Annotated in this window: 6 protein-coding genes; 4 read left to right on the top strand and 2 right to left on the bottom strand. The window is 40.4% G+C overall.

The features are described from left to right. Positions 1 to 115 precede the first annotated feature (115 nt). The 3 genes from tnpB to JQC92_RS23110 all read left to right on the top strand — a co-directional run bounded on the left by tnpB (position 116) and on the right by JQC92_RS23110 (position 1,323). Positions 116 to 310, top strand: coding sequence for an IS66 family insertion sequence element accessory protein TnpB (tnpB, locus tag JQC92_RS23360; RefSeq protein WP_205001634.1), 195 nt, complete (start codon positions 116 to 118; stop codon positions 308 to 310). 83 nt (positions 311 to 393) lie between these two features. Continuing rightward, positions 394 to 1,050, top strand: a complete 657-nt coding sequence (locus JQC92_RS21815; RefSeq protein WP_205001633.1) for an IS66 family transposase zinc-finger binding domain-containing protein — start codon at positions 394 to 396, stop codon at positions 1,048 to 1,050. 6 nt (positions 1,051 to 1,056) lie between these two features. After that, complete coding sequence (locus JQC92_RS23110) at positions 1,057 to 1,323, top strand: IS66 family transposase (RefSeq protein ID WP_205001632.1); 267 nt, start codon at positions 1,057 to 1,059, stop codon at positions 1,321 to 1,323. 11 nt (positions 1,324 to 1,334) lie between these two features. Here JQC92_RS23110 and tnpA read toward each other — a convergent pair whose 3' ends face one another. Beyond that, a complete protein-coding gene (gene tnpA / locus JQC92_RS21805) occupies positions 1,335 to 1,709 on the bottom strand; it encodes an IS200/IS605 family transposase (protein WP_239480681.1) in 375 nt (124 codons plus the stop codon). A 21-nt stretch (positions 1,710 to 1,730) separates the two neighbouring features. Here tnpA and JQC92_RS21800 point away from each other — a divergent pair, with 21 nt between their 5' ends. Then, the gene (locus tag JQC92_RS21800) at positions 1,731 to 2,198 is read left to right on the top strand and encodes an IS66 family transposase (protein ID WP_420851339.1); all 468 of its coding nucleotides are present in this window, start codon (positions 1,731 to 1,733) and stop codon (positions 2,196 to 2,198) included. Here the strand turns inward: JQC92_RS21800 and JQC92_RS21795 are convergent. Then, positions 2,195 to 2,464: group II intron maturase-specific domain-containing protein (locus JQC92_RS21795; protein WP_276315832.1), on the bottom strand; the 270-nt coding region annotated here is incomplete at its 5' end. The two genes, JQC92_RS21800 and JQC92_RS21795, sit on opposite strands and share 4 nt — an antisense overlap.

The following is a 2,464-nucleotide window of genomic DNA, read 5'->3' as shown; positions in this document are numbered from 1 at the left end:
AAGGGAGCCTTTTTGTAGACTTATTGTGTGTCAGAACTAATAAGTACTATGAAATTGCTCCTTTCGCACTATATATTTAAGCTATCACACTGATAATTAATGATCTTTTAATAATATTCGTCGTTCTAAAGGATCTACACCCAAAACAGGGTTTGCCCTTTGGTACAAACGCCTTGAGCGAGACAAGTTTAAATGGCCGCAAAAAATCGAGTCTGAACAATTGGTGTTATCAGAGCAACAGCTACAATGGCTACTCTCTGGCTTTGATGTCCTTGGGCATCAAGTTGTCCATATTGAATGTTACAGTTGATTGATCGCCTGAGTGAATGATAATTCCATAAATTAGATCAGTGATAGCGCCTATTTTATCGACGTATTTGATAAAAAAGTGACATGAAAACACGAGTTCAAACGTTACCTAATGACATCGCTTTACTTCAGCAATTATTGCTGGAGCAACAGGCGTTGCTTGAAGCTAAAGATACTGAACTTGAAGCTAAAGACGGTAAAATTGCCAAGCTGCTTGAATCTTATCAATGCCTGTTAAAGCAATTTCGATTGGCTCAGAATAAGCAGTTTGGACGCAGCAGTGAAACTCATCCTGATCAAGGCGAGTTGTTCAATGAGGCTGAAGCATCAGTTGATAATCCAGATGAAGATAACTCAGATGACAGTGAAACTGATCCATCGACAAACTCTGGTAAAAAAAGACAACCTAAGCGTCAGCCGCTGCCGAAAAACTTGCCTCGTAAGCAAGAAATTCATGATATCGATGACGATGAAAAGCAGTGTGAGTGTTGCGGTCATCAACTGGTGAAAATGGGGCAAGATATCAGCGAAAAGCTTGAGTTTATCCCCGCAATCGTCAGAGTTATTGAACATGTTCGTTTAAAGTACAGCTGCCAACACTGCGAAAAACAAGGCACGCAAAGCAACATAAAACAAGCGCCAGTACCAAGCTGCCCAATCCCTAAAGGGTATGCGACACCAAGCTTGCTTAGTCAAATCATCACCAGTAAATATCAATATGCACTGCCACTGTATCGATAAGAAACCATGTTCAAGCAACATGGTATCGAAATCAGTCGTCGAACCATGTCGGACTGGATGATGAAATGCGGAGCCTTATTCAAACCACTGTATAAACGCCTGCACGAAATATTATTATCACAACCCGTGTTGCAAGCCGATGAAACCACATTAAAAGTCATCAATGATGAGCGTCATAAGTCGTATATTTGGGTGTACTGCTCAGGTATCGACTCGCCAGATAAAGGAACTCGGCCGCAAGCAACCGAGTTTTATTTGAACAGTCCAAGCTGATCTGCACTTTTCTATTTTTTGTCTAGCTCTACCAATTGATCTTGAACATACTTTCTGATTACTTCTTCAGTTGCATTACCTATCGTTTCAACAAAATAGCTCTGAGTCCAAAGCTTTCCTCCCCAAAAATATCTTCGCTTAATTTCTGGGTAAAATTTGAAAAATTGTCTAGCTGAAATACTTTTTATTATTTGCATCACATCACTTGGAGACATCTTAGGAACACCCCTTACAACCATATGAATGTGATAAACTGGTATTTCTAGTTCTACAATATCTATTTCATAATCGTAGCCAATTTTGTAAATAATCGACTTGAGTGTCTCACGATAAGGTTCTGTAAACACTTTGCGACGATACTTTGGTACCCATACAAAGTGATACATTAATCGGTAAACGTGATGTGAATTTCTTTGAAGCTCCATATACAGGATAATATAGACTGGGAGCCGCCCAGTCTACACTATACAGCACGGGGGCAAGCCCCCGAGATTTTCGCTCCGCTCGTTAAAGCCTGGCTAGATAAGTCAGCACTGCAAGTATCAAAGAAGGGTAAGCTTGGCACAGCCATCACTTACAACTTGAACCAATGGGATAAATTGCTTAGATACCTTGATGACGGTTTGCTGAATATCGATAACAATCGCGCTGAGCGAGCAGTAAAACCCTTCGTCATTGGCCGCAAAAACTGGCTGTTTAATGTTAATCATAATGGTGCTGAAACCAGCGCCATGCTTTACAGTATGATAGAAACGGCAAAAGCTAATGGACTTGTACCATTTGATTACATCAACCACTGCTTAGAGCAATTGGCAAAATCACCACAAGATATTGAATCACTACTTCCTTGGAATGTTGACCTTAAAAAAAGCTAGATGTACTTCGGTACACGCTTACTCTGAATAAACTTGAACGGCGGTTTGTAACCCCGCTGTTTCAGCTTACGATGCAGTTTCGTCGCTTTCTTCCACAGTCTTAGCTGAATACTTCTTAGTCTTCGCCTTAACCACCTCGAAATTTTTTGGAACTCTTTCTTAATGTTCGCTATTCGAAAGTATTGACTAAAGCCCCTTAGAAGCGGGTTTAGCTTTTTTATGACCATAGATAACGGTTTTCCACCATTACGTTTTGTCAGGGCTTT

The sequence above is a fragment of the Parashewanella hymeniacidonis genome (assembly GCF_016900895.1).
GTDB lineage: Bacteria > Pseudomonadota > Gammaproteobacteria > Enterobacterales > Shewanellaceae > Parashewanella > Parashewanella hymeniacidonis.
Note: the sequence above shows the minus strand (reverse complement) of the source record. Positions and strands in the feature narration are given on the sequence as shown.